General features: G+C 72.4%; 14 protein-coding genes. 10 read left to right on the forward strand and 4 right to left on the reverse strand.

Annotated elements, in window-relative coordinates:
* The first annotated feature begins 206 nt into the window (after nt 1–206).
* The 4 genes from ACFY2B_RS03725 to moeZ all read left to right on the forward strand — a co-directional run bounded on the left by ACFY2B_RS03725 (nt 207) and on the right by moeZ (nt 6,079).
* Nucleotides 207–1,904 (forward strand): DUF3492 domain-containing protein, encoded by a 1,698-nt coding sequence (locus tag ACFY2B_RS03725; protein ID WP_390761469.1) that lies wholly within the window; start codon nt 207–209, stop codon nt 1,902–1,904.
* A 383-nt stretch (nt 1,905–2,287) separates the two neighbouring features.
* Nucleotides 2,288–3,586, forward strand: a complete 1,299-nt coding sequence (locus ACFY2B_RS03730; RefSeq protein WP_390761541.1) for a hypothetical protein — start codon at nt 2,288–2,290, stop codon at nt 3,584–3,586.
* Between the two features lie 157 nt (nt 3,587–3,743).
* On the forward strand, nt 3,744–4,703 hold the full coding sequence (locus ACFY2B_RS03735; protein WP_390761470.1) for an NAD-dependent epimerase/dehydratase family protein: 960 nt from the start codon (nt 3,744–3,746) through the stop codon (nt 4,701–4,703).
* A gap of 197 nt (nt 4,704–4,900) precedes the next feature.
* On the forward strand, nt 4,901–6,079 hold the full coding sequence (gene moeZ / locus ACFY2B_RS03740) for an adenylyltransferase/sulfurtransferase MoeZ (RefSeq protein WP_390761471.1): 1,179 nt from the start codon (nt 4,901–4,903) through the stop codon (nt 6,077–6,079).
* 98 nt (nt 6,080–6,177) lie between these two features.
* Here moeZ and ACFY2B_RS03745 read toward each other — a convergent pair whose 3' ends face one another.
* From ACFY2B_RS03745 to ACFY2B_RS03755, 3 genes are all read right to left on the reverse strand, one after another.
* The gene (locus tag ACFY2B_RS03745; RefSeq protein WP_390761542.1) at nt 6,178–7,683 is read right to left on the reverse strand and encodes an alpha/beta hydrolase; all 1,506 of its coding nucleotides are present in this window, start codon (nt 7,681–7,683) and stop codon (nt 6,178–6,180) included.
* A 272-nt stretch (nt 7,684–7,955) separates the two neighbouring features.
* The gene (locus ACFY2B_RS03750) at nt 7,956–9,491 is read right to left on the reverse strand and encodes an alpha/beta hydrolase (RefSeq protein WP_390761472.1); all 1,536 of its coding nucleotides are present in this window, start codon (nt 9,489–9,491) and stop codon (nt 7,956–7,958) included.
* A 189-nt stretch (nt 9,492–9,680) separates the two neighbouring features.
* Nucleotides 9,681–12,422 carry a lysylphosphatidylglycerol synthase domain-containing protein gene (locus tag ACFY2B_RS03755; protein ID WP_390761473.1) on the reverse strand — a complete coding sequence of 914 codons (2,742 nt, stop codon included), beginning with the start codon at nt 12,420–12,422 and terminating at the stop codon, nt 9,681–9,683.
* Nucleotides 12,423–12,608: 186 nt separating this feature from the next.
* Between ACFY2B_RS03755 and ACFY2B_RS03760 the strand changes: the two genes are divergently transcribed.
* The 5 genes from ACFY2B_RS03760 (at nt 12,609) to nudC (ending at nt 23,124) form a co-directional block, all read left to right on the forward strand.
* Nucleotides 12,609–12,998, forward strand: a complete 390-nt coding sequence (locus ACFY2B_RS03760) for an MGMT family protein (RefSeq protein ID WP_390761474.1) — start codon at nt 12,609–12,611, stop codon at nt 12,996–12,998.
* A gap of 263 nt (nt 12,999–13,261) precedes the next feature.
* Entirely contained in the window at nt 13,262–16,669 is a 3,408-nt protein-coding gene (locus ACFY2B_RS03765) for an ATP-dependent helicase (protein WP_390761475.1), read from the forward strand.
* A 351-nt stretch (nt 16,670–17,020) separates the two neighbouring features.
* Nucleotides 17,021–20,575, forward strand: a complete 3,555-nt coding sequence (locus ACFY2B_RS03770) for a UvrD-helicase domain-containing protein (RefSeq protein ID WP_390761476.1) — start codon at nt 17,021–17,023, stop codon at nt 20,573–20,575.
* Nucleotides 20,576–20,622: 47 nt separating this feature from the next.
* Complete coding sequence (locus ACFY2B_RS03775; RefSeq protein WP_390761477.1) at nt 20,623–22,026, forward strand: dipeptidase; 1,404 nt, start codon at nt 20,623–20,625, stop codon at nt 22,024–22,026.
* 153 nt (nt 22,027–22,179) lie between these two features.
* On the forward strand, nt 22,180–23,124 hold the full coding sequence (gene nudC, locus ACFY2B_RS03780) for an NAD(+) diphosphatase (protein WP_390761478.1): 945 nt from the start codon (nt 22,180–22,182) through the stop codon (nt 23,122–23,124).
* Between the two features lie 99 nt (nt 23,125–23,223).
* On the opposite strand, the gene ACFY2B_RS03785 is transcribed toward nudC, so the two are convergent.
* The gene (locus ACFY2B_RS03785; protein ID WP_361449847.1) at nt 23,224–23,466 is read right to left on the reverse strand and encodes a mycoredoxin; all 243 of its coding nucleotides are present in this window, start codon (nt 23,464–23,466) and stop codon (nt 23,224–23,226) included.
* Nucleotides 23,467–23,801: 335 nt separating this feature from the next.
* On the opposite strand from ACFY2B_RS03785, the gene ACFY2B_RS03790 reads away from it, so the two are divergent.
* Nucleotides 23,802–25,997, forward strand: a complete 2,196-nt coding sequence (locus tag ACFY2B_RS03790) for an ATP-dependent DNA helicase UvrD2 (protein WP_390761479.1) — start codon at nt 23,802–23,804, stop codon at nt 25,995–25,997.
* Nucleotides 25,998–26,061: the final 64 nt, after the last annotated feature.

Below are 26,061 nucleotides of genomic sequence, written 5' to 3' on the forward strand. Positions count from 1 at the left end.
CGGGAGAAGCACGCCCATGAACCAGCACGACGGCACCACGGTGCCGCACCCCCCCCCCCCCCCCCCCCCCCCCCCCCCCCGGCCCCGCGCCCCCCCCCCCCCCCCCCCCCCCCCCCCCCCCCCCACCGCCTTGTCCGCATACGTTCGTCCCGCTGCGGGCCGCCGGGCAACGGTGGCTCCCCAAACGGGAGATCGGGGGTGCACACGTGCGCATCGGACTGCTTACGGAGGGTGGCTATCCGTATGTCGGCGGTGATGCGGGACTCTGGTGCGACCGGCTCGTGCGCGGGCTCGGGCAGCACGAGTTCGACGTCTACGCGCTCAGCCGCAGCAGGCGGCAGGAGGACGAGGGCTGGCTCCCGCTCCCACCGCAGGTCAGCCGGGTACGTACGGCACCGGTGTGGACGGCCGAGCACGACGGGTCCCGCTACGGACGGCGCGCGCGCCGGCGCTTCGCCCAGTGCTACGAGGGTCTGGCGCGGGCCGTCTGCCTGGGCTCGGACGATCAGGCGGACCGTTTCGCCAGCGCCCTGTACGGGCTCGCGGAGCTGGCCCGCGACGAGGGCGGACTCGTCGGCGCACTCCGCTCCGAGACCGCCGTGCGCGCGCTGGAGCGAGCCTGCCGCGCGCCCGGTGCGTCGCACACGGCGCGCGAGGCCGGCGTCCCCGACCTCCTCACCGTCGCGGCCCACCTCGAACGCGCCCTGCGCCCCCTCTCCCTCGACTGGTACGAGAACGACGGCCTCGGCTCCGTCGACCTGTGCCACGCGACCTCCGGCGGCCCCGCCGCCCTGTCCGGACTGCTCGCCCACCACTTCTTCGGCGTGCCCCTCCTGGTGACCGAGTACGGCGTACGACTGCGCTCGCACTACCTGACCGCGGGCACCGGCCCCGAGGCCCCCGCCGTACGGACGCTGCTCGCCGCCTTCCAGCGCCGGCTCGCCGCCGAGACCTACGCACGGGCCACCCTCCTCACGCCCGGCAACACGCACGCCCGTCGCTGGCAGGAGCGCTGCGGCGCGGACCGTGCCAAGATCCGTACGGTCTACCCGGGCATGGACGCCGCCCGTTTCGCCGAGGCCGGCGAGTCCGAGGAACGCGCCGACGCGGACACCCTGGTGTGGGTCGGCCGGGTGGAACCCGCCAAGGACCTGATCTCGCTGCTGCACGCCTTCGCGGACGTGCGCGCGGCGCGGCCCGCCGCCCGGCTGCGGATCATGGGCACGGCCGCGGATCCGGAGGACCGGGCCTACCTGGGCCATTGCCGGGCTCTTGCGGCGCACCTCTTCCCGGACGAGGCGGACGGCGCGCACGCGGTCGGGGACAACCCCGTCTCCTTCGACGACATCGGCGGCCCGGAGACCCCGACCCTCGCCGACGCGTACGCCTCCGGCTCCGTGGTCGTCCTGTCCAGCGTCGTCGAAGGCTTCCCCGTCGGCCTGGTCGAGGCCATGTTCTGCGGGCGGGCGACGGTGTCCACGGACGTCGGCGCGGTGGTCGAGGTCATCGGCGGCACGGGCCTCGTCGTACCCCCGCGCAATCCGCGGGCGTTCGCCGAGGCGTGCGTGGCACTGCTGCGTGACCCGGAGCGCCGTGCACGCCTGGGCGCGGCGGCCCGTGCCCGCGCGCTCGAACTGTTCACCGTCGACCAGAACGTCGCGGCATTTCACGGCATTTACCTGGAGATCGTCTCCCGTTGCCCGGTGCGGCGCGTGGTGCTTGACGACGCCGGCGAACCCCTGCCGTTCGCCGACCCGGCCGAGGCGCACATCCCCGGCCGCTGGACCGGCCAGGCCGGCCGGGTTCTCGTCCGTGGCGGACCCGGCTGGGCCGGCGGGGGGACCACAGCGGTACCGGCCGTCCCGGCACCCGCCCCGCTGGCCACCACGGAGGGCGCCCGATGACCGGCCTGGGCGAACTGGACCGCCCCGGAACCCCGGCCAGCCCCGGCGCCTGGAACGCCGACTCGCAGGGCTGGCTCCTCGGCGAACGGGACGATCCGGATGTCACGAGCGGCCCGGATGCCCTGCACGAACCGGACGCCATGAGCAGTCCGGATGCCCTGAGCGAACCGGACGCGACGAGCGAACCGCAAGCGCGGGCCGAACCGGACGCGCAGGACACCGACGAGGGGCATGCGCCCGAGGAACCGGACGTCGCGTCCCGGCTGGGCGCGCCAAGCGGGACCGGTGGGACGGATGTGGCATCCGGCCCGGCCTCAGGTTCGGTGTCAGGTCCGGAATCCGGCGCGGCGCCCGGTGGGAATTCCGGACCGGTGCCCGGAGCCATGTCCAAAGAGGCACCCAACGAGGCGCTCGGTGAGGTGCCCAAAGACGCACCCCAAGACGCACCCTACGAGGTGCCTGAGGTGTCCGAGCTGTCCGAAGGGGTCACCGGTGCCCGGACCGGTCAACGGTCGCTCGGTGGAGGCGGCGATGTCGACGCGGGCCGGGCGGGTACGGCCGTGAAACGCCGGTCGGCCGCCCGACGGGGGCCCGCGGACCCCGTGAAGGCACTGCTGCACCGCCACCGCGACCTGTGCGAACGCGCCGTTGACCCCTTGGAGATCGCCGCGGGCCTGGAGGCACACGGCGTCACCGACCGCACCGCGGCCCGCTTCCGCCACCGCGACGTCTTCTCGCTCGCCGAGGAGATGTACGTACGCGTCCCCCGCGCCAGCGATGCGCCCCCGCCACCCGCCCGGCCCGCCCCGGCCGGCGTACGCGCCGACTGGGCCCTGCGCACCCTCCTGCCCGGCCTCCTGTGCGGGCTCACCCTGGCGGGTCTCCACCTCGCCCACGGCCGCGCGCGCCTTCCGGTGGCTGCCGTCGGCGTCCTCGCCGTGGCGTTCGGTGTCCGGGCGGTACTCCGCCGAGGTCCGCTGAGCACGCCGCCCGGCCCGCACGCCTGGCGCCCCGCCGGCCGCACCCGCATGTCGACCTGGTGGCTGTTCGGTTACTCCCTCCTCGGCGACGGACTGCTCGGCGCTGTCCTCTCCGGCGGCCCCGACGGTCTGCCGAACGGCACCGCGGACGGCCCCTGGCCCCTGACCGCCGCGCCCGTCCTGGCCCTCACCCTGGCCTGCGCCCCGGCCGCCTGGAGCGTCCACCTCTTCGCCACGCGCGCGCGCCGCAGACTCGCCGACAGCCGCGGCCTGGAGGAGTTCGCCGCGGCCGTACGGCCGTTGCTGTTCGGCGCGTTCGCCCTGTTCCTGTGCGTGCTCACCGCGCTGGCCGCCCTGTCCGGCGCGGTCCTGCACGAGCCCGCGGCCTCCCCCGGGACACTCGCCCTCGGCGCCCTCCTCCTGCTGTCCCGCCTCCTCACCGTCCACCACCTCCCGCATCCCGCGGCCCTTGCGCTCGCCGCCGCGGCGGCGGCCGAGACACTGGCGCCGGCCCTGGTCCTCATCGGCCGCCTTCCGGGCTGCGCCTTTCTGGCCACCCCCGTCGAAGCCCTGGTGGACGCCTGGGGTGTGGGCAGTGTCCCGACCCTCGCCTGCGCGGCAGCCGCCGTGGCGCTGCTGCTTCACGCGAGCCACGCCCTGACCCGGGCCTCGGCCCACGCCCCGGCCGAGGAACAGACGTGAACCCACTCGCAGGCGCCCGGCCCCACCGCCGGAGGCGACCGCATCACCTCTTCGGACCACCACACCCCCGTGAAGGAGAAGCCCAGATGACCACCTCCCGACCCGGAGCAGCCGGAGCCACCGGAGCAGCCGGAGCACACACCCCGGGAGCCGAACGATGAGAGTCCTGCTGATCGGAGCCAACGGCTACCTCGGCCGCTTCGTCGCCGACCGCCTGCTGGCCGACCCGGCCGTCCAGCTCACCGCGCTCGGCCGGGGCGACGACGCCGACGTCCGCTTCGACCTAGCGACCGGCAGCCCGGGTGCGCTCACCCGCTTCCTGGACGCGGTCCACCCCGGTGTCGTCGTCAACTGCGCGGGCGCCACCCGCGGCGGTGCCCGCGAACTGACCCGGCACAACACCGTGGCCGTCGCCACGATCTGCGAGGCACTGCGCCGCAGCGGCTGCGGCGCCCGCCTGGTGCAGATCGGCTGCAGCTCGGAGTACGGGCCCAGCCAGCCCGGCTCCTCCACGGCCGAGGACGCCGTGCCCCGCCCCGGAGGCCCGTACGGGGTGAGCAAGCTCGCCGCCACCGAACTGGTCCTCGGATCGGGCCTGGACGCCGTCGTGCTCCGGGTGTTCTCGCCCGCCGGCCCCGGCACCCCGGCGGGTTCGCCGCTCGGCCGGCTCGCCGAGGCCATGCGCCGCGCCATGCAGGCAGGCGACGGCGAACTGAAGCTCGGCGGGCTGGGCAACCAGCGCGACTTCGTCGACGTGCGCGACGTGGCCCGCGCTGTGCACGCGGCGTCGCTCTCCGCCGCGCAGGGCGTCATCAACATCGGCTCCGGCCGTGCCGTCCGGCTCCGGGACGCCGCCGCCGTCCTCGCCCGCGTCGCCGGATATGGCGGTGCCCTGCACGAACTCGACGGACCTCCCGGCCCCCTGCGCGCGGCCATCGGACACCCCCGCACCGATCCCGACCACGCGGCGCCCATGGCGTACCCGTATCCGGATGGCTGTGGCAGCTGGCAGCAGGCCGATGTGCGCACGGCCCGCGACCGGCTGGGCTGGCGGCCTCGCATCAACCTCGAAGAATCCCTCGCCGACATCTGGATGGAGGCCGCATGCCGTATCTGACCCGCACCCCGCAGGGCCCCGGGAGGACGCCTCGGGACGGTGGGGCGCTCCCGGGCGGCGCGCGCACCGGTGTGCACTTGCCCGGCCACTGGGACGACATCGTCTCGCGCACCGGAACGGGTGTCTCGGAATGAAAAAAGCCGTGGCAGTGTTGTTGGCGGAACAACTGTAGTGATTGACCGATCAACGGAGTCCCCGTGTCGCTGCCACCCCTGGTTGAGCCAGCCTCTGAGCTCACCGTAGACGAGGTCCGCAGGTACTCCCGCCACCTGATCATCCCCGACGTCGGGATGGACGGGCAGAAGCGGCTGAAGAACGCGAAGGTGCTCTGTGTGGGCGCCGGCGGCCTGGGCTCGCCCGCGCTGATGTACCTGGCCGCGGCGGGTGTCGGCACGCTCGGCATCGTGGAGTTCGACGAGGTCGACGAGTCGAACCTGCAGCGTCAGATCATCCACAGCCAGGCCGACATCGGCCGCTCCAAGGCCGAATCCGCGCGCGACAGCGTCAAGGGCATCAACCCGTACGTGAACGTGATCCTTCACGAGGAGCGGCTTGAGGCCGACAATGTGATGGACATCTTCAGCCAGTACGACCTGATCGTCGACGGCACGGACAACTTCGCGACCCGCTACCTGGTCAACGACGCGTGCGTGCTGCTCAACAAGCCGTACGTGTGGGGTTCGATCTACCGCTTCGACGGCCAGGCATCGGTGTTCTGGTCCGAGCACGGTCCCTGCTACCGCTGCCTCTACCCGGAGCCCCCGCCGCCCGGCATGGTTCCGTCCTGCGCCGAGGGCGGCGTCCTCGGCGTGCTGTGCGCGTCGATCGGCTCCATCCAGGTCACCGAGGCGATCAAGGTCCTCACCGGCACGGGCGAGCCGCTGGTCGGCCGTCTGATGATCTACGACGCGCTGGAGATGCAGTACCGCCAGGTGAAGGTCCGCAAGGACCCGAACTGCGCGGTCTGCGGTGAGAACCCCACCGTCACCGAACTCATCGACTACGAGGCGTTCTGCGGCGTCGTCTCCGAGGAGGCCCAGGCGGCGGCCGCCGACTCGACGATCACTCCCAAGCAGCTCAAGGAGTGGATCGACGACGGCGACAACATCGAGATCATCGACGTCCGTGAGCCGAACGAGTACGAGATCGTCTCCATCCCGGGCGCCAAGCTGATCCCGAAGAACGAGTTCCTGATGGGCACCGCCCTGGAGAGCCTTCCGCAGGACAAGAAGATCGTCCTGCACTGCAAGACGGGTGTACGCAGCGCCGAGGTGCTCGCGGTGCTGAAGTCCGCCGGTTTCGCCGACGCCGTGCATGTCGGCGGCGGTGTGATCGGCTGGGTCAACCAGATCGAGCCGGACAAGCCGGTCTACTAGGCCCACGCCTTCCCCGGTCCCGCAGGGGCTCGGCACCGCGTGTGCCGGGCCCCTTGCCACTGCCCGCGGCCGGCCGCGGGCCGACGCTCCCGGCGCCGCTACGAGCAGACCTTGCCGTCCTTCGGCACCCTCCCGTCCAGCAGGTAGGCGTCGACCGTCGTATCGACGCAGTCGCTCCCGCCGCCGTACGCCACGTGTCCCTCGCCCTTCCAGGTCAGCTCCACACCGACACCCTTGCCCAGTTCGTCCGCCATCCTGCGGGCGCCCTCGTACGGCGTCGCAGGGTCCCCGGTGGTGCCGACCAGCAGGATCGGGGCCGCACCCGGCGCACTGACCTGCGGGGTGTCGAACTGTCCGGCCACCGGCCAGTCGTAGCACCAGCCGGCCGTGTCCCAGCCCAGGAACTCCCCGAAGACCGGCGAGATCCTGTCGAACTCCGGCAGCCGCTTCTTCGCCTCCTCCGGCGTGGGCCGCCGCTTGTCGTCCAAGCACGATATGACCCGTTGTGACTGGGACGACGTGCCGTACCGCCCCGAGGAGTCACGCTCGTCGTACTCGTCGGCCAGGGACAGCAGTCCCGAGCCGTCGCCTCGCTCGGCCGCTTGCAGGGCGTCGGTCAACTCGGGCCAGCGGGACTGGCTGTACAGCGGCAGGACGATGCCGGTGAGCGCGAGCGACTGGTTGAGTCCACGTCCGGACGAGGTCGGCAGTGGCTTGGCGTCGAGCCGGTCCAACAGGTCCACGATCTTCTGCGAGCCCTTTCGGGGGTCCTCCCCGATGGACTTCAGATAGTCGTCCAGGGCCCGTTGGAATCCGCGTGCCTGGTTCTCGGACTGCCCCACCGAGTCCGCGGTCGGGTCGACGACTCCGTCCAGGATCATCCGGCCCACGTTCTCCGGGAACAGGTGGGCGTAGACACCGCCGAGTTCGGTGCCGTAGGACATGCCGAAGTAGTGCAGCCGGGTGTCGCCGAGGATCAGGCGCATCAGGTCCATGTCGCGTGCGGTGTCGGTCGTCGAGACATGAGCCAGCAGTGTCCCGGCGGCTCGTGCGCAGCTCTTGCCGAAGTCGGCGGCGTCCTTGAAGTACGCCTTCTCCTCGGCCGGGGTGTCCGGGGTGTTGTCCACCGTCTCGGCGGCCTGGACGTCACGGTCACTGCGGCAGCGGACACCCTTGCTGGCTCCGACCCCTCGCGGGTCCCAGCTCACCAGGTCGTACCGCTTGCGCAGCTTGGCGGTGGTGGCGGCGAAGTACGGCATCGACGAGACGCCCGAGGCACCCGGACCGCCGAAGTTGAACAGCAGCGAGCCGATGCGGTCGTCGCCGGTGGCCCGCGCCCGGATGAGGGCGATGCCGATCGTCTTCCCGTCCGGTTCTGACCAGTCCAGGGGTGCCTTGAGCGTGGCGCACTGCCAGTCGGCGCTCGGCGCCGCGGAGTCCGCGGTGGCCTTGCAACGGCCCCAGTCCAGCTTCTGCGAGGTGAGCGAAGAAGGCAGACCCGAAGCGGACGCATCGGCCGGGGCCGTCGTCGACGGTCCCGACCGGTCCTTCCCGTCGCTCCCGTCACCCCCGCCGTCGGACGGTCCGCCACTGCATCCGGCCATCAGCACCGCAGCCGCCACTGCGGCCGTCCACCGTACGAAACGCACCCTGTGCACCCCCTCGCAAGCCCTCCGCACGTCGGTCGCGGAGGGCGGTCAGGCCATGGTAAGCGGATCGAGAAAAGCCCGTTTCAGCCTGTGGATAACTGTCTGACCTGCGAATTCGTCTGGTGGGTCGGGGGAGTCCGGACGAGAGTTCAGACAGTCGGGGCAAGGGCGGGGGAGCGGAGTGAGGGGCGTGGGGCGGGCAAGGGGCGGGCGAGGGAGGAGCGGAGTCAGGAGCAGACGGCGCCGGCTGTCGGCACCTTTCCGTCCAGTAGATAGGCGTTCACGGCGTTCTGAACGCACTTGTCCTTGCTGTCGTACGCTCCGTGCCCCTGCCCCTTGTACGTCAGCTCGACGCCGACGCCCTTGCCGAGCGCGTCCACCATCCGCCGCGCGCCCTCGTACGGGGTCGCGGGGTCGCCGGTGTTCCCCACGACCAGGATCGGCGCGGCTCCCGGCGCGCTCACCTCGGGGTGGTCGGCGGCGCCGGGCACCGCCCAGTTGCTGCAGCTCAGCATGCCCCACGCGAGGAAATCCCCGAACAGTGGAGAGGCCGCGCGGAACGTCGGCAGCTTCCGCTGGATGTCGTCGACGGTGTACCGCGGTTTCTCGTCGGCGCAGTTGATGGCGATGTTCGCCGGGATGATGTTGCTGTACTCACCGTTCTGGTTGCGGCCGTTCATCGAGTCGGACAGCAGCATCAGGATCTTGCCGTCGCCGTCGTACGCCTCCTCCAGGCCCGCGGTGAGGTATTCCCAGAAGTCCTTGGAGTACAGGGACTGCGCGATGCCGTTGGTGGCGTCGGTCTGGGTGAGCTGACGCGGGAAGATGCCCGGGATCGGCTTCTTGTCGAGGTCTTTGAGCAGCTTGGCGATGCGGTTCTTGACGTCCTGAGCGGTGTCCCCGATCGGGCACTCCTCGATCTTCGACGTGCAGTCGTCGGCGAAGTTGTCGAGCGCGAGCTGGAAGCCCTTGGCCTGCCCCAGCGCGCTCTGCTCGGGGTCCTTGGTGGGGTCCACGACCCCGTCGAAGACGGCCCGTCCGACGTGCTTGGGGAACAAGTGGGCGTAGACGCCGCCCAGTTCAGTGCCGTACGAGATGCCGAAGTAGTGCAGCTTTCGGTCGCCCAGGACCCGGCGCATCAGGTCCATGTCGCGGGCGGCATCCGTGGTGCGCACATGCGGAAGGGTCCGCCCGGAGTTCTTCTCGCAGGCCGCGTTGAACTGCTTGGTGCGGTTCACGAGCTGGGCGCGTTCGGCGCTGTTGTCGGGCGTCGCGTCCTGCTGGAAGTACTCGTCGAGCTGTTCGTTGCTCTTGCACTTGACGGGATCGCTGCGGCCGACCCCGCGAGGGTCGAAACTCACCAGGTCGTAGCGGGTGCGCAGTTTCGCGTAGTCGCCGGCGAAGGCGGGCAGCGAGGTGACGCCGCTGCCGCCGGGTCCGCCGAAGTTGAAGATGAGCGAGCCGATCCGCTTGCCCGGGTCACCGTTGGCCCGCGCCCGGATGAGGGCGATCCCGATGGTGTCGCCCTTGGGGTTGCTCCAGTCCAGGGGAGCCTCCATGGTGGCGCACTGCCACGTGCCGCCGCCCGGCAGCGGCGACGGGGGATTGCCGCCGCCCTGGGCCACGGAGGGAGCCGGGCAGTCCTTCCAGTCCAGCTTCTGGGCCAGCAGGTTCCCGTCCCGCGAACCGCCGCCGCAGGCCACGAGCAGGGCGGGCAGCAGGGCGGTGGCAGCCAGGGCGGTGCGGATCCGGGAGGGCCTCATGAACCCATCCTGCGGGCACGCGCGCCCGGGCGCGCGGGACGCGGGCCGTACGAGGTACCGAGCGCTCCGCTCGACGCGCCGTGCCCACGGGGCGCGCCGCCGACCTCCCCCGGGCGCTCGGCTCCCGCCCGGACCCGGTCCACCCCGCCGCCGGCCCGCCCTTGCTCCGACCCGACTGCCCGGCCCCGCCTACAGGGCCCCCCGGCGCGAGAGGTGGTTGAAGGCCAGCCAGCCCGGCAGCACCGGCAGCCACAGCGTGAGCAGCCGGAACAGCAGTACGGCCGGAGCGGCGACCTCCTTGGGGAGGCCGACGGCGATCAGGCCGACGGTCAGGGTGGCCTCCACGGCGCCGACGCCGCCCGGGGTCGGGGCGGCGGAGCCGAGCGCGTTGCCGGCGAGGAAGACGACGGCGACGCTGGCGATGCTGAGCGAGGTCGACTCGTCACCGAACGCGCGGATCGAGGCGTCCAGGCACATCACGAAGCAGGCGGTGAGCAGCAGCATGCCGCCGATGCCCGTGATCAGCTTCTGCGGGCGCTGCAGTACGTCGAGCATGCGCGGCACGACACCCGCGAACAGCGACCTCACGCGCGTGAGGACGAATTTCCGCAGGAACGGCACCGAGGTCACCACGAGTACGAGCACCGCCACCGTCAGCAGACCGGCGATGACCGTACGGGAGGGCGACAGCGACGGCGTCTTCTCGGTGCCGGTCAGATAGCCGAAGGACAGCAGCATCAGGATGTGGCAGCCGAGCCCGAACAACTGGGACGCGCCGACGCTCGCCACCGCGAGCCCGGGGCGCACCCCGGCGCGTTGCAGGAAGCGCGTGTTGAGGGCCACACCGCCGACCGCGGCCGGCGCCACGATCTTCACGAACGATCCGGCGACCTGCGCCGCCACGGTCCGTACGAACGGCACGCGCTCGGGCACGAAGCCCAGGAGCGCCATCGCGGCGGCGACGTAACTGAGCGCCGAGAACGCCACCGCCGCGGCGAGCCAGCCCCATTGGGCCTGCGCGAAGAGGGTGGCGAACTGGATGTGCGTGAGCTGGGTCAGCAGGTAGTAGGCGCCGATGGCGCCTGCGATGAAACTGATCAGCGTGCGCGGTCGCACCCGTTCCAGCCGGGCGGGCTCCACGGGCGCCTGCGGCCTGATCCGCAGCACCTGGTGCCGGATCTGGGTGAGCAGATCCTCCTCGCGGGCCTCTTCCAGGGCCTCGTCGATGGCCCGTTTCTCGGCCCGCTGCTCGGCCCGCGCCGTCTTCTTGTCGGGTTTCTCCAGGGCGGGCCTGCTGTCCTCCGGGGCCGCCTCCAGACGGGCCAGTTTGGCCTGTCTGGATGCCTCCAGGACCGCTTCGCGCTCACGCTGCGCCCGTTCGCGGGCCAGTTTGCGCAGCGTCGCGCGCGTGGAGCGGGTCAGCGCGATCGGCTGGAGCATCGGCAGACAGTCGGCGACGGCGTCGGGGCCGAGGACACCGACCGCGGAGGCGACCGCCCGCTCGGCGCCCACCCGGAGCCCCAGGGTGGTCACCAGCTGCGCGACATCCATACGCAGCAGCAAATCTCCGGCCGCGATCTCACCTCCGCGCAGATCAGTGAGAACCACCGCGCCGGAGGGATCCAGTAGTATCGCGTCGCCCGCGAGCCTGCTGTGTGCAATTCGTCGCGACTGCAAAGCCTGGACCTGGTGCCAGGCCAGGCGCAGCAACTCGTCGGTGATCTCCTCGTCGGCCAGCGAGTCGAGCGTGCGCCCACCGGTGTGCTCGTAGACGAGCATGACGGCGTCGGGGCCCAGTTCGGAGGTGGCGATCAGCCGGGGCGCGTTGGCGCCGGCCGCGATGGCCGCGTACGCCAGCAGTGCCTCCTGCTCCAGTGCCTGGCGCAGCGACTGGAAACTGGAGCGGGTGGTGAAGCCGCGCAGGGTCAGATTGCGCCACGCCCGGTAGAAGAAGCCCTGTGCCTGCTGCTCGCGGTCGACCACGGTGACGTCCAGCGGCGGCCCGTCCTCAAGGGTCACGAAGTAGCGCCGTCCACGGTCGCCGTTCTCGGAGTCCGGGGCCTCTTCGCGGGCGGCGGTCACCGGGTGGAAGCCGACCCGGCGCAGGCCCGCCATCAGTGTCTGCCCGGTGGGCCGGACGTTCGGGGAGCCGACCGCGTACAGCGTGCCGTAGGCGACGGTCCAGCCGATCAGCACCGTCAGGATGATCGAGAACGGCGTCGTGTAGCCGGTGACGAGCATGGAGAACGCGTCGAGCAGCAGCACGATCCACAGTACGGCGCGCCAGCGCGGTCTGCGGGACATGCCGACGGCCGTCATGTACGCGATGACCGGGGCCAGATAGCCGTGCACCGGGTCGGTCAGCGCATGGATGTTGCCCGGGGACGGCTGGGTGAGCGCCTCCTGGATCGAGCTCGGGGCGGCCCGGGCGACCCACAGGTCGGTGGCGAGCGTCACTCCGTGCGCGAGGACCGCCGCCAGGACGCCGTCGGCGATGCGCAGCCCGTCCCGTTTGATCAGCCGCTCGATCGCGAACGCGACCGGCACCAGGAGGATCGCGATGCTCGACGCCAGCCCCGCGATCTTGATCAGCAGATCGGGTGCCTGGCCGGTGCCCTTGTTGATGTCCTGTTCCAGGCCCGAGGTGGTGCCGTGGGCGAAGGCGGCGATCGCCAGGAGCACGACGATCGCCAGCACGCCGACCATCAGACGCATCAGGTCGGAAGGGCGGTGCACGCGCGCGGGGAGGAGCGGCTCGTCGCCCTCGACCTCCTCGATGTGCGCGTCGGCAGGGCAGTCGTTCCCGGGTGCGGTACCGGCGCCGTTCTCCTCCTCGGCGGGGCTGGTGCCGTGCGTCCCGGCGGTGTCCGGGCGCGCCTCCGCGGCAGAGGTGCCCTCCGCGCCCTCGGCGTGCACGCCCTGCTGCTTCATCGCCTCTTCTTGGTCTCGTATCACTGGTCACCGCCCGCACGATGGTGGCATGGCCCGCCGACACACGGCGTCGTCAGGGTGCGATTGCGGGAGCGCACAGTGTGTCGGAAACACCGCCGGAGAGCGAGGGGCAGGCACCGCCCCGCTCGCGTCCCGTTGTCGGTGGGGTGGGGCAGGATGGGGCGAATGAGCGAGGAGAGCCTTTCGGCCCGGGCACCCGACGCGGGGCACCCGGACGCACTGCCGGAGTACGCCGAGCGGGTCCTCGACGTCGCCGAACGGATCCCGCCCGGGCGGGTCATGACGTACGGGGACGTCGCCGAGTGGCTGGAGGAGGGCGGACCGCGCCAGGTCGGCCGGGTGATGGCCCTCTACGGGGGAGCCGTGCCGTGGTGGCGCGTCGTGCGGGCCGACGGAGGGCTGCTCGCGGGCCACGAACTGCGCGCGCTCGGCCACTACCGCGCGGAGGGCACGCCGCTGAAGGAGGCCGGCAGGGCAGCCGAGAGCCACCTGCCGCGACTCGACATGAGACGGGCCCGGTGGGACGGCGGCGGAAGCGCGCAGGGTCACACCTGACAGCTTCCGCCATGGAAGGCCCATTGGGGGAACCGGTGGCCCGTACGAGGGACACGAGGGACGTCCGCGGCATGGCGTACGTTCGTGAGGCGTGGGACACGAGTGCCGCGAGTGCCGTGAGTGCAATGTGGGAAGAGGCAGAAGCGCTGCTTCCGCACCGGACGTCGGCGTAGCGTCGGCCACACGTGTCCCCCTCACCCCGCGGCCACCATCCCGCGCGCGGGACAGCCAGACGAGTACGAGCACCAGGACCGGCGAACCACGTGAGCTCCTCCTCCACCACCAGGTACCTGCCGCACCCCGAGGCGCGGCAGGGGAGCCGTGGCGCCTACCGGCTGGTCCGTACCCCGCCGGCCGAACCCGAGCCCCCTGGTCTGGACGCCGCCCAGCGCGCGGTGGTTGACCACCGGTCCGGACCTCTGCTGGTTCTCGCCGGACCCGGCACCGGCAAGACCACCACTCTGGTGGAGTCCGTGGCCGCGCGGATCGCCCGCGGCGCGGACCCCGAGCGGATCCTGGTGCTGACCTTCAGCCGCCGGGCCGCGACCGAGTTGCGCGACCGCATGGCCCGGCGCGTGGGCGCGGCCCGCGCGCCCCGGGCGACCACCTTCCACTCGTACTCGTACGCCCTGGTCCGTGCCCACCAGGACAGCGACCTGTTCGTGGAGCCGCTGCGGCTGCTCTCCGGTCCCGAGCAGGACGTGACCGTCCGCGACCTGCTCGCGGGCCAGCCGGACCTGGAACGGCTCGGCCTCGCCCATCTGCGCTGGCCGGACGAGCTGCGGGCCTGCCTGACCACCCGTGGTTTCGCCGACGAGGTCCGCGCCGTCCTGGCCCGCAGCCGGGAACTCGGCCTCGGTCCCGCCGCCCTGGACGCCTTCGCCCACCGCATCGGCCGCCCCGACTGGCGGGCCGCCGCCGCCTTCCTCGCCGAATACCTCGACGTGCTCGACCTCCAGGGCGTCCTCGACTACGCGGAACTCGTCCACCGCGCGGTGCTGCTGGCCGGCCGCCCCGAGGTCGCGGCCCGGCTCGCCGCCCGGTACGACGCCGTGTACGTCGACGAGTACCAGGACACCGACCCGGCCCAGGTGCGGCTGCTGCACGCCCTCGCGGGCGGCGGCCGTACTTTGGTCGCCTTCGGTGACCCCGACCAGTCGATCTACGCGTTCCGGGGCGCCGACGTCAACGGCATCCTGGACTTCCCCGCGGCCTTCCCGCGCGCGGACGGCCGTCCGGCACCCATGGAGGTGCTGCGGACCTCGCGCCGCTCCGGAGCCGCCCTGCTGGCCGCCACCCGCCTGCTGACCCAGCGCATGCCCCTGACCAGGCTCCCGGCCGACAAGGTGCGCGCCCATCGCGAACTCGTCCCGGTGCGTGACACCGGCCGCGTCGAGGTCTGCACGTACCCCACGGCAGGCACCGAACTGGACAACATCGCCGACATCCTGCGCAGGGCGCACCTGGAGGACGGCATCGCCTGGAACGACATGGCGGTCCTGGTCCGTGCCGGGTCCCGCACCATACCCACCGTCCGCCGGGCCCTCACCTCGGCCGGGGTACCCCTCGACATCGACGGCGACGACCTGCCGCTGCGCCACGAACCGGCGGTGGCACCGCTGCTGGCCGCGCTCCGGGTGGTCGCGGAGGCAGAGGCGGCGCGGCCGGCTCCTGGCGGCGCAGCAGAGGACGAGGAGCCCAGCGGCAGGGGGCCGGACCGCGGAGCCGATCCCTCCGTGGAACGGCCCTCCGGGGAGGACACCGTCGGGTCCCGGCGGGGCGACAGTTCCTGGCTCGGCACCGAGACCGCACTGACCCTGCTCGCCTCACCGCTCGCCGGCATGGACGCCGCCGACCTGCGTCGGCTCGGCCGGGCCCTGCGCGAAGAGGAGAGAGCAGCGGGCGATCCGCTGCCGCCGCCCTCGGACGAACTGCTCGCGCGGGCGCTCGCCGAGCCCGAGCGGCTGGTCGCGCACGACCCGGCGTACGCCAGGGGCGCGCAGCGCCTCGGCGCGCTGCTGAAGAAGGCCAGGGAACGCCTCGCGGGCGGCGGCACTGCCGAGGAGGCGCTGTGGGAGCTGTGGGAGGGCACGCCATGGCCTGCCCGGCTGGCCCGGACCGCCCGGCGCGGCGGCGCGGCCGGCCGCAACGCCGATCGTGACCTCGACGCCGTGTGCGCCCTGTTCGCCACCGCCGCGCGGGCGGAGGAGCGCACCGGTGGCCGTGGTGCACTCAACTTCCTGGAGGAGATCGACGCCGAGGACATCGCCGCGAACACACTCGCCCAGCGCTCCGTGCGCCCCGACGCCGTCCGGCTGATGACCGCCCACCGCGCCAAGGGCCTGGAGTGGCGCCTGGTCGTGGTGGCCGGCGTCCAGGAAGGTCTGTGGCCGGACCTGCGCCGCCGCGGCTCCCTCCTGGAGGCCGACCGGATCGGCCGCGACGGGCTCGCCGAACCCCTCACCCCGGGTGCGCTGCTCGCCGAGGAACGCCGGCTGTTCTACGTGGCCGCCACGCGCGCGCGTGAACGTCTCGTCGTCACCGCGGTGAAGGCGCCCGCGGACGACGGCGACCGGCCCTCCCGCTTCCTCGCCGAACTGGGTGTCGAGCCCAGGGACGTCACCGGCCGTCCCCGCCGTCCCCTGTCGGTGGTGGCCCTGGTCGCCGAACTGCGTGCCACCACGGTCGACCCGCGCGCGTCCGCCGGTCTGCGCGAGGCCGCCGCCCGCCGCCTGGCCCGGCTCGCCGCGCTCGGCGACGAGGAAGGCCGCCCGCTGGTCCCGTCGGCGCACCCGGAACGCTGGTGGGGCATGTTCGAACCGACCGCGAGCAAGGTGCCGCTGCGCGACCGCGACCAGCCCGTCGTGCTGTCCGGCAGCGCCCTCGACCAGCTCGCCAACACCTGTTCCCTCCAGTGGTTCCTGGGCCGCGAGGTGAAGGCGGACGCACCGGCCACCACCGCCCAGGGGTTCGGCAATGTCGTGCACGTCCTCGCCGACGAGGTCGCCTCGGGGCGCACTCCGGCCGACCTCTCCGTCCTGATGGAACGCCTGGAGTCGGTGTGGAACGCGCTCGCCTTCGACGCGCCCTGGAAGTCGGCGCAGGAGAAGGAGCACGCGCGCGTGGCGCTCGAACGCTTCCTTGCGTGGCACGTCGACTCCAACGGCGTCCGGGCCGGGCGCAAGCCGGTGACCAGCGAGCACGACTTCGACGTCACCCTGGAAGCGGGCGAGTTCGAGGTGCGTGTCCGCGGCCAGATGGACCGTGTGGAGACGGACGGCGAAGGGCGCGCCTACGTGGTCGACTTCAAGACCGGCAAACAGGCGCCCAGTACGGCGGAGGTGGCCCGCCACCCCCAGCTGGCCGTCTACCAGCTCGCCGTCCGCGAGGGCGCCGTCGACGACGCCTTCGACGGCGTGCGCCCCGAACCGGGCGGCGCCGAACTCGTCCACCTCAGGCAGGGCGCCGCCCAACGGGACGGCGGCGAGAGCCTGCCGAAGGTACAGGCCCAGGAGCCCCTGGCGGGCGAGTGGATCGGCGACCTGCTCGCCACCGCCGCCGGCAAGGTCCTCGACGAGCGGTTCACACCGACCACCGGCCAGCACTGCACCCACTGCGCGTTCCGGGCGTCCTGCAGCGCGCGTCCCGAAGGACGGCACGTGGTCGAGTGAATCTCCGCGTATCTCCGCGTAATACCCGTAACGTCACATATCCCCGCATGGTGCCGGTCCCTCCGCGTACGGCGCGTCGTACGCGGAGCCGCGTACGTAACTGCCGTCACGTACGTACTGCGGTGACCTGCGTACTGCTCTGACCTGCGTACTGCTCTGACGCGCGCACTGGTCTTGCGTGCGCGCTGCTGTGCCGTACGTACCGCTGTGCTGTCCAGCCTGGACACGTCATGGTGCCTGGTGCCATCACTCGGGCCGGCCCGTGCCGACACCGGCCGGTCCGGGCCCCCGCGGGCCCCTGCCGACCCATCCCCGCGTCGACTGTCAGTGCCCGCCGATAGCCTCTGCGTCATGCCCGCTCGTATCACCGCCCCCGAGCAGCTCAAGGAGTTGCTCGGCATCCCGTTCACCCCGGAGCAGACGGCCTGCATCACCGCGCCGCCCGCCCCCCAGGTGATCGTGGCCGGAGCCGGATCGGGCAAGACCACCGTCATGGCGGCCCGCGTGGTCTGGCTGGTCGGCACCGGTCAGGTCGCCCCCGAACAGGTCCTCGGCCTGACCTTCACCAACAAGGCCGCCGGAGAACTCGCCGAGCGCGTCCGCAAGGCACTGGTCAACGCAGGCGTCACCGACCCCGACGTCATCGACCCGGACAACCCGCCGGGGGAACCGGTCATCTCCACCTACCACGCCTTCGCGGGCCGCCTCCTGGCCGACCACGGCCTGCGCATCGGGCTGGAGCCGACGTCCCGGCTCCTCGCCGACGCCACCCGCTACCAGCTCGCCGCGCGCGTGCTGCGCGAGGCCCCCGGCCCCTACCCGGCACTCACCCGCTCCTTCGCCGACCTGGTCAGCGACCTGCTCGCGCTCGACGCCGAACTCGCCGAACACCTCGTACGTCCCGAGGACCTGTGCACCTGGGACACCGGGCTGCTGCGCACCCTGGAGGGCACGAAACTCACCAATGCCGACCTGCGCAAGGTCCCCGAGGCAGCCGCGGCCCGCCGCGAACTCGCCGGCCTGGTGCTGCGCTACCGGGCCGCCAAACGCGACCGCGACCTGCTCGACTTCGGCGACCAGATCGCGCTGTCCGCCACCCTCGCCGCGATCCCGGAGGTCGGCCGGGTACTGCGCGAGGAGTTCCGTGTGGTGCTGCTCGACGAGTACCAGGACACCTCGGTGGCCCAGCGGGTCCTGCTGGCCGGGCTGTTCGGCGGGGGCACCGGTCACCCCGTGACCGCCGTCGGCGACCCCTGCCAGGCGATCTACGGCTGGCGCGGCGCCTCCGTCGCCAACCTCGACGACTTCCCCGAGCACTTCGCGCACCCCGACGGCCGCGCCGCCACCCGGCAGGCGCTCAGCGAGAACCGCCGTAGCGGCGGCCGTCTCCTCGACCTCGCCAACGGCCTCGCCGCCCCCCTGCGCGCGATGCACGCGGGCGTGCAGGCCCTTCGCCCGGCCCCCGGAGCCGAGCGTGACGGCACGGTCCGCTGCGCCCTGCTGCACACCCACGGCGAGGAGATCGCCTGGCTCGCCGACTCCATCGCCCACCTCGTACGGACCGGGAAGGCGCCCGGCGAGATCGCCGTCCTGTGCCGCACGGCGACCGACTTCGCCCAGATCCAGGGCGCGCTCGTCGCCCGCGACATCCCCGTCGAGGTGGTCGGTCTCTCCGGACTGCTGCACCTGCCCGAGGTCGCCGACCTCGTCGCCGTCTGCGAAGTCCTCCAGGACCCCGGCGCCAACGCCTCCCTGGTGCGCCTGCTGACCGGCCCGCGCTGGCGGATCGGCGCCCGCGACCTCGCCCTGCTGGGGCGGCGCGCCCGCCTCCTCGTGTCCCACGCGCGCGTGGACGCCGACGACGACCCCGACCGCAGGCTCGCCGAGGCCGTCGAGGGGATCGACCCGTCCGAGGTGATATCGCTCGCGGACGCGCTCGACACCTTCCTGGAGTCCCCCATGGACGGGGACGGCACCGACGACGGGCTGCCCTTCTCCGCGGACGCGCGCGTGCGCTTCGCCCGCCTCGCCGCCGAACTGCGTGAACTGCGGCGCTCCCTGTCCGACCCGCTGATGGACGTCCTGCACCGCGTCCTCGCCGTCACCGGCCTCGAAGTGGAACTGTCGGCGTCCCCGCACGCCCTTGCGGCCCGCCGCCGCGAGACCCTGTCGAACTTCCTGGACGTCGCCGCCTCCTTCGCCGCGGGCGAGAGCGAGGCCACACTGCTGGCCTTCCTGGGCTTCCTGCGCACCGCCGCCCAGTACGAGAAGGGCCTCGACAACGCCCTGCCCGGAGGGGAGAACACCGTCAAGGTGCTCACCGCGCACAAGTCCAAGGGCCTGGAATGGGACGTCGTCGCCGTGCCCGGCCTGGTCACCGGTACCTTCCCCAGCGCCCAGGGCCGGGAGAAGTGGACCTCGCAGGCCAAGGTGCTGCCGCACGGGCTGCGCGGTGACGCCGACACCCTGCCCGACCTCGCGAGCTGGGACTCGCGGGGCATGCGGGCCTTCCACGAGGACATGAAGGACCACCAGCACACCGAGGAACTCCGCCTCGGTTACGTCACCTTCACCCGTCCCCGCTCGCTGCTCCTCGGCTCCGGCCACTGGTGGGGACCCGCGCAGAAGAAGCCCCGCGGCCCCTCGGAGTTCCTGTGGGCGCTGCACGACCACTGCGCCGCCGGGTACGGCGAGATCGAGGCATGGGCGGACGAACCCGAAGAGGGCGAGGAGAACCCGGTCCTGCACGAGGCGGCCGCCGACCGGGCCTGGCCGCTGCCCCTGGACAGTGACGCCCTGGCCCGCCGCCGGGCCGCCGCCGAGACGGTCCTCGCCCACCTGGACGGCCTCCCCTCCCAGGTGGCCGGCCGTCCCGCGGCCCCGCACGGCCGCGGCAGCCTCGACGACCCGGACTGGCCACCGCCTCCGGACGACGACGCACCCTTCGACGCCGAATCCCCCCATGGCCCCTACGAGAACCAGCCCCCTCACGACCTCTACGAGGACGAGCCCTCCCTCGTTGCCTACGGGGAGGACGAGTCCCCCTTCGCTCCCGACGCGGACGAGTCCCCCTTCGCGGAGGACCCGGCCGACTGGGACCAGTGGTCCGCCGACCGTCCCGCGGTCCCGCACCAGGCGGGCCCGCCCGCCCCGCCGGCGCCCGCCCGCCCCCGCCCCACCGAGCCCGAGCACACCGGCCTCACCCCCGAGGAAGCCCGCACCATCGCCTCCTGGGACCGTGATCTCGACGCGCTCACCGGAGAACTGCTGCGCGCGCGGGAGCGTGTGACGGACGTCCCACTGCCCGCCACGCTGACCGCGACCCAGGTGCTGCGCCTGGCTGCCGACCCGGACGGGCTCGCCCAGGAACTCGCCCGCCCGATGCCCCGCCCCCCGCAACCGGCCGCGCGCCGAGGCACCCGGTTCCACGCGTGGGTGGAGGCTCGCTACGAAGAGTTGACGCTGCCGATGCTGGAGCCGGAGGAACTGCCCGGCACCGAGGCCGAGATCGCCGACGAGCGTGACCTGGAGGCGCTCAAGGAGGCATTCGAACGCACCGAGTACGCACGCCGCACGCCCTTCCGCGTCGAGGTTCCCGTCCAGCTCGCCCTGGCCGGGCGCCTGGTGAGAGGCCGGATCGACGCCGTCTACAAGAACGGCGACGGCGACACGGCGACGTACGAGATCGTCGACTGGAAGACCGGCCGCGGCCGCACCGCCGACCCGCTCCAGCTCGCGGTGTACCGGCTGGCCTGGGCCGAGCAGCAGGGCATACCGCCCGAATCCGTCACCGCCGTCTTCCTCTACGTGCGCAGCGGCGAGGTCGTACGACCGGTCGGCCTGCCGGACCGGGCGGCGCTCGAAAGGCTGCTCACCGGGGAGCCACGGCCTGAGCCCCCGGTGTGACGAACAGCCCGATCAGGATGCCCGTACGGGCCGATAGGCTCGATGTCATGAGCCAGACCCCGGACAGCGCCGTCCGCGCGTACATCGAGCAGCACCGTCCCGCCTTCCTGGACGACCTCGCAGAGTGGCTGCGCATCCCGTCCGTGTCGGCGCAGCCCGACCACGCGCCCGACGTACGGCGCAGCGCCGACTGGCTCGGCGCCAAACTCAAGGAGACCGGTTTCCCCACCACCGAGGTCTGGGAGACCCCGGGAGCCCCTGCCGTCTTCGCCGAGTGGCCTGCGGACGACCCCGGGGCGCCCACGGTCCTCGTCTACGGCCACCACGACGTCCAGCCGGCCGCCCGCGCGGACGGCTGGGACAGCGAGCCGTTCGAGCCCGTGGTCCGGGACGGCCGCCTCTACGCGCGCGGGGCGGCCGACGACAAGGGCCAGGTGTTCTTCCACACACTCGGCGTCCGCGCCCACCTCGCCGCCACCGGCCGCACCGCCCCCGCCGTCCACCTCAAACTGCTGATCGAGGGCGAGGAAGAGGCCGGTTCTCCGCACTTCCGGGCGCTCATCGAGGAGCGGGCCGACCGGCTCGCCGCCGACGCCGTGATCGTCTCCGACACCGGGATGTGGTCCGCGGACACCCCCACCGTCTGCACCGGCATGCGCGGCGTCGCCGAGTGCGAGATCCGGCTGTACGGACCCGACCAGGACATCCACTCCGGTTCCTTCGGAGGCGCCGTGCCCAACCCGGCCACCGCCGCCGCCCGTCTCGTCGCCGCCCTGCACGACGAGCACGCGCGCGTGGCGATCCCCGGCTTCTACGACGGCATCGTCGAACTCACCGACCGCGAGCGGGAACTCTTCGCCGACCTGCCCTTCGACGAGCCGCAATGGCTGCGCACCGCCAAGTCGCACGCCGCCCACGGCGAAGCCGGACACACCACCCTGGAACGCGTCTGGGCACGTCCCACCGCCGAGGTCAACGGCATCGGCGGCGGCTACCAGGGCCCCGGGAACAAGACGATCATCCCGTCCTCGGCGATGGTGAAGCTCTCCTTCCGGACGGTCGCGGGCCAGGACCCCGACCACGTCGAGAAGGCCGTCCGCGCCTGGGCTGCGGACCAGGTGCCCGCGGGGATCCGCTGCGAGATCGACTTCGGCAGCGCCACGCGCGCGTGCCTGACCCCACTGGACCACCCCGCCCTGCAGTCCGTCGCCCGCGCCATGGGCCGTGCCTTCGGAAAGCCTGTCCGCTTCACGCGCGAGGGCGGCTCCGGACCGGCCGCCGGCCTTCAGGAGGTCCTCGGCGCCCCTGTCCTGTTCCTGGGCATCTCCGTACCTTCCGACGGCTGGCACGCGCCCAACGAGAAGGTCGAGCTCGACCTGCTGCTCAAGGGCGTCGAGACCAGCGCCTACCTGTGGGCCGACCTGGCAGAGAACTGGCGCCATGAGCCCTGAAGCGGTGCCGTGCGGAGCGCCCGCGCCCGCGCGGCACACTGGAAGGACCGTCCTGCCCGCACCGCACCCGCCCGACCCGGTTCCCTCCTGCCCTTCGATCCGCTGAACCGCCCGCCGAACCCAACCGTTCCACTGGGGGAGTTGGAAGCACCCGTGACCACCTGGACCGACCAAACCGCCGACCGACCCATCTCGCTCACCGCTCCCAGCGGCATCGACCGCGCCGCCCACCACCGCCTCGACGAGGCATGGCTCGCGGCGGCGTGGAGTCACCCCACCACCCGCTGTTTCGTGGTCTCCGGCGGCCAGGTCCTCATCGACGAGACGGCGGACGGCCGCACCGAACTCGTCATGACCCCGTCCTTCGAGGCCCCCCTCACCGAGGCACACCGCTACTTCCTGGGCACCGACGACGACGGGGTGAGCTATTTCGCCCTCCAGAAGGACTCGCTGCCCGGCCGTATCGACCAGTCCGCCCGCCCCGCCGGGCTGCGCGAGGCAGGGCTGTTCCTGTCGCCGCGTGACGCCGGTCTGATGGTGCACGCGGTCGGTCTGGAGAACTGGCAGCGCACCCACCGGTTCTGCTCGCGCTGCGGTGAGCGCACGGTGATCGCCGCCGCGGGGCACATCCGCCGCTGCCCGGCCTGCGGCGCCGAGCACTACCCGCGTACCGACCCCGCCGTGATCATGGCGGTCACCGACGACGAGGACCGCATCCTGCTCGGCCGCCAGGTCCACTGGCCCGAGGGCCGCTTCTCCACGCTGGCCGGGTTCGTCGAGCCCGGCGAGTCCATCGAGCAGTCGGTGCGCCGCGAGGTCTTCGAGGAGGCCGGCATCACCGTCGGCCCGGTCGAGTACGTCGCGAGCCAGCCCTGGCCGTTCCCGTCCAGCCTCATGCTGGGTTTCATGGCCCACGCCACCTCGACCGACATCGAGGTCGACGGCGACGAGATCCACGAGGCGCGCTGGTTCTCCCGCGAGGAACTGCGGGCCGCCTTCGAGTCCGGTGAGGTACAGCCGCCGTACGGCATCTCCATCGCCGCCCGTCTCATCGAGCTGTGGTACGGCAAGCCGCTGCCGACCCGCAGCTTCGTCTGAGAACCGGCGCGGCGGCGGCGAGCCGAGGACGCCGAGTGACGAGCAAGGGGTGGCGGTCCCGGCCGGGACCGCCACCCCTTGTACGTCGTACGGGGCTGGTCAGGCGCTGATCTTCTGCTTCACCTGTGCCAGTGACGGGTTCGTCAGCGTCGAACCGTCGGCGAAGAGGACGGTCGGCACGGTCTGGTTGCCGCCGTTCGCCTTCTCCACGAACGCGGCGGACTCGGGGTCCTGCTCGATGTTGATCTCGGTGTACGCGATGCCCTCCCGGTCCATCTGGCTCTTCAGCCGACGGCAGTATCCGCACCAGGTCGTGCTGTACATCGTCACAGTGCCCTGCATCTCGCTCGCGCTCCTCTGACAACTCGGGGAAGGTCGTCCGCTGGAGCAACGTACGCCATCGGGCCGGCATTCCCGCCGGGGGTATACGGCCGGACACGGCCCCTGCGGCGTCGAGGTGGCTCACCGACGTGCCGCATCGACGTGGGCAACGAACAGCCCCGACGCGGGCGACGAAGTGGCCCATCGAACACCGCACAACGTGCCGCATCGATGTGCCTCACGAACAGACCCGATGCCTGCCGCAGAACGTGTCACCTGCCGCATTAATACGACTGCAAGGGTCTGCCTGTGGACAACCACCACAGGCGTCACCGGCGACCTGGCAGCATGGCCGTGTGACAGCAGCAACGCACTCCACCCTCTTCCCGCAGGCACCGGACTCGGCCGACGCGGTGCTCGAAGGGCTCGACCCCGAGCAGCGCGAGGTGGCCACCGCCCTGCACGGCCCGGTGTGCGTGCTGGCCGGGGCCGGCACGGGCAAGACACGGGCGATCACCCATCGCATCGCCTACGGAGTGCGGGCGGGCATCCTCCAGCCGTCCACCGTGCTCGCGGTCACCTTCACCAACCGTGCCGCCGGCGAGATGCGCGGCCGTCTGCGCCAACTGGGCGCGCAGGGTGTCCAGGCCCGCACCTTTCACTCCGCCGCGCTCCGTCAGCTCCAGTTCTTCTGGCCGAAGGCGATCGGCGGTGCCATGCCCCGGCTCGTCGACCGCAAGATACAGCTCGTCGCGGACGCGGCCGCCGCCTGCCGCATCCGCCTCGACCGGGGCGAGCTGCGCGATGTCACCGCCGAGATCGAATGGTCCAAGGTCACCCAGACGATCCCCGGCGACTATCCGCTCGCCGTCGTCAAGGCCGGCCGTGAGACCCCCCGCGACGCGGCCGAGATCGCCCAGCTCTACTCGGTGTACGAGGACCTCAAGCGGGACCGCTCGGTCATCGACTTCGAGGACGTCCTGCTGCTGACGGTCGCGATCCTGCAGGACCGGCACGACGTCGCCGAGCAGGTCCGCGCCCAGTACCAGCACTTCGTCGTCGACGAGTACCAGGACGTCAGCCCCCTCCAGCAACGGCTGCTGGAGCTGTGGCTGGGCACCAGGGACAGCCTGTGCGTGGTCGGCGACGCCAGCCAGACGATCTACTCGTTCACGGGGGCGAGCCCTGATCACCTCCTCGACTTCCGGGTCCGCCACCCCGGCGCCACCGTCGTCAAGCTGGTCCGGGACTACCGCTCCACCCCCCAGGTCGTGCACCTGGCCAACGGCCTGCTCGCCCAGGCCCACGGCCGGGCCGCCGACCACCGCCTGGAGTTGGTCTCCCAGCGGACCGCGGGTCCCGAGCCGGTCTACACCGAGTACGTGGACGAGCCTGCCGAGGCCGAGGGCGCGGCCCGCCGCATCCGCGAACTCATCGACGGTGGGGTCCCGGCCGCCGGGATCGCGATCCTGTTCCGTACGAACTCCCAGTCCGAGACCTACGAGCAAGCCCTCGCCGACGCCGGGGTGCCCTACCAGTTGCGCGGTGCCGAGCGGTTCTTCGACCGTCCCGAGGTGCGCAAGGCGGGCATCGCACTGCGCGGCGCGGCCCGCTTCGGCGGCAACGACGCGCTGCTGGACGACGCCGTCGACCTGCCCTCCCAGGTGCGCGCGGTGCTGTCGGTGGATGGCTGGACCACCGAGCCCCCGGCCGGCTCCGGAGCGGTCCGGGAGCGCTGGGAGTCCCTGGCGGCCCTGGTCGGCCTGGCGCACGACTTCGCGGCCGCCCGGGCAGGCGCCACCCTGGGCGACTTCGTGGCGGAACTCGACGAACGGGCGAACGCGCAGCACGCCCCGACCGTCCAGGGCGTCACCCTCGCCTCGTTGCACTCGGCCAAAGGGCTGGAATGGGACGTCGTCTTCCTGGTCGGCGTCGCCGAGGGAATGATGCCGATCAGCTATGCCAAGACCGACGACCAGGTCGAGGAGGAGCGACGGCTCCTCTATGTGGGGGTGACCCGTGCGCGGGAGCGGCTGTATGTCTCCTGGTCGCTCGCCCGGTCCCCCGGCGGTCGCCCCAGCCGCAGACCGAGCCGATTCCTCGACGGCCTGCGCCCTGGTTCAGCGGCCACGGTCGGCCGTTCGGCGGGCGGCGCCCCGGGTGGTATCGAGCGGGGCGCGGTGACGGGCGCCGCGCCCGTGCCCCGGCGCACCCAGCGCACCCCGGCCCGGTGCCGGGTCTGCGGCCGCACGCTCACCGACGCCGGCGAGATGAAACTGATGCGCTGCGACGACTGCCCGTCCGACATGGACGAGGGCATCTACGAGCGGCTGCGCGAGTGGCGTGCGGAGCAGGCACTGCGTACCGGCCAGCCGGACTTCTGCGTGTTCACCGACAAGACACTGATGGCCATCGCCGAGTCCGTGCCCGACGACTATCCCGAGCTGTCCCGGATCCCCGGCGTCCGGGCCCGCAAGCTCAAGCTCTACGGGGCCGAGGTTCTGGCCATCTGCGCAGGCCGGAGTGTCGGGGCAGAAAGCGGACACGACTGATCCGAACTCGTCGAAAAAACAGTTTGCGCACGGCCCGGCAATCCCCATAGGTTCTAGGCACGGA

The organism is Streptomyces sp. NPDC001270, from assembly GCF_042896695.1.
Lineage (GTDB): Bacteria > Actinomycetota > Actinomycetes > Streptomycetales > Streptomycetaceae > Streptomyces.

Bases quoted from the DNA above. Each gene is read 5' to 3' on its own strand.
- ACFY2B_RS03730 (WP_390761541.1), top strand. From the start codon at position 2,288: ATGTCCAAAGAGGCACCCAACGAGGCGCTCGGTGAGGTGCCCAAAGAC.
- ACFY2B_RS03735 (WP_390761470.1), top strand. From the start codon at position 3,744: ATGAGAGTCCTGCTGATCGGAGCCAACGGCTACCTCGGCCGCTTCGTC.
- ACFY2B_RS03745 (WP_390761542.1), bottom strand. From the start codon at position 7,683: ATGGCCGGATGCAGTGGCGGACCGTCCGACGGCGGGGGTGACGGGAGC.
- ACFY2B_RS03750 (WP_390761472.1), bottom strand. From the start codon at position 9,491: ATGAGGCCCTCCCGGATCCGCACCGCCCTGGCTGCCACCGCCCTGCTG.
- ACFY2B_RS03755 (WP_390761473.1), bottom strand. From the start codon at position 12,422: ATGAAGCAGCAGGGCGTGCACGCCGAGGGCGCGGAGGGCACCTCTGCC.
- ACFY2B_RS03760 (WP_390761474.1), top strand. From the start codon at position 12,609: ATGAGCGAGGAGAGCCTTTCGGCCCGGGCACCCGACGCGGGGCACCCG.
- ACFY2B_RS03770 (WP_390761476.1), top strand. From the start codon at position 17,021: ATGCCCGCTCGTATCACCGCCCCCGAGCAGCTCAAGGAGTTGCTCGGC.
- ACFY2B_RS03775 (WP_390761477.1), top strand. From the start codon at position 20,623: ATGAGCCAGACCCCGGACAGCGCCGTCCGCGCGTACATCGAGCAGCAC.
- ACFY2B_RS03785 (WP_361449847.1), bottom strand. From the start codon at position 23,466: ATGCAGGGCACTGTGACGATGTACAGCACGACCTGGTGCGGATACTGC.